Annotated in this window: 1 protein-coding gene; it reads right to left on the bottom strand. The window is 42.3% G+C overall.

Annotated elements, in window-relative coordinates; all coding sequences use genetic code 11:
- Positions 1 to 114: 114 nt before the first annotated feature.
- Positions 115 to 1,119, bottom strand: coding sequence for a metal-dependent hydrolase (locus AB6D80_RS24985; protein WP_372189921.1), 1,005 nt, complete (start codon positions 1,117 to 1,119; stop codon positions 115 to 117).
- Between the last annotated feature and the right edge of the window lie 202 nt (positions 1,120 to 1,321).

Raw genomic sequence — 1,321 nt, 5'->3', positions numbered from 1 at the left:
TTTGAAGTAGTCATAATTCGTCCTCAATGTGTAAACACATTTCAGGACGGGACAAACGAATAAAAAAGGCTGAGCAGATTATCTGACTCAGCCTTTTTACTGTTTAGAACTAGATCATTTATCGCCAATGAGCATATCGAAGAAGATCTGTCTCGACTCTGGGGTGTTGTCTCGATGAGTTTCGTATTTTATATGCGAATTGGCATCAACATATTTTGATAACTTGATACTCCAAAGTGCTTTCATTTGATTCGGTACAATTGAGTATCGGACGTCGATAATACGCAACTCGTCCGTTGGGTCCTGAGCAATATAACCATTAGAGAACCAGCGGAAGCGTTCAATATCTTTGGCTTGTTGAGAGTCTGGCTCAGGCCAAGGCAAATCACTGCTAACGTTCAGCTTAGAGATCGACTCTCCGGGGTATATATTTACCGATGTGCCAACCCGCACTGCGTCTACATGGTAATGAGCCTCTGTTTCGTATACCACTTTCCAAACCAAGATATTAGCAAAGCTCGGTTTTGCCTCTAATCGAATCGGCGTGTGTTGTCTTTGTTCCGCTAATTGCCACCCAATCGCCTCTGCCCTATCTCTTTGTATCATCCCTAATGTTGGATAAATTAGAGCCCAAGCAAACGCAACACGTGCTAGCCAAGGTGCTCGTTTCAACGTTGCAAACACAAGCAAAACTAGGATGGGCAGCGTATAAACAGGATCGATGATTGATATGGTATTCCAAGCAAAACGCGCATTAGTCAAAGGCCAAAGTAACTGCGTGCCATAAGTGGTACAAGCGTCTAACAGTGCATGAGTGCCATAGCCCAGAGCGCAAAACAGCCAGCTTTGTTTGAAAGAAAGCCCACGCCTTTTTGCAATCAGGTGATGCAGAACCAAGGCACATATCAAACTGCCAATGGGGATAAAGAAGAGTGAATGGGTAAATTGTCGATGAAATTCCAACGCCAACAAAGGGTCACTTTGAGACTTAATCAGTGCATCTAGATCTGGTGCCAATCCAGAAAGCAGCCCTAATACCCCAGCAACAACCAAATGTTGTTTTTTGCTTGCCGATTGTGACAAAGAAGCGCCTAACACGCCCTGCGTTAAAGGATCCATAAATCACTCATTGATAGCATTCCGTTGAATCAAATAAGATACATTTAGCTATAGCAGTGAATTGGGTTAAATAACAATGTTTTATCAAGATAATAATGTTGATAAAACACCCTGACATTAATGGATTCCATGAAGAGTTAGCGTTAAACGGGCTTTGTTGCGTAATTAAATTTAAAGATAGAACAACCCCGTTTCGCGTATT

The sequence above is a fragment of the Vibrio sp. 10N.247.310.17 genome (assembly GCF_041466605.1).
Lineage (GTDB): Bacteria > Pseudomonadota > Gammaproteobacteria > Enterobacterales > Vibrionaceae > Vibrio > Vibrio tasmaniensis_A.
Note: the sequence above shows the minus strand (reverse complement) of the source record. Positions and strands in the feature narration are given on the sequence as shown.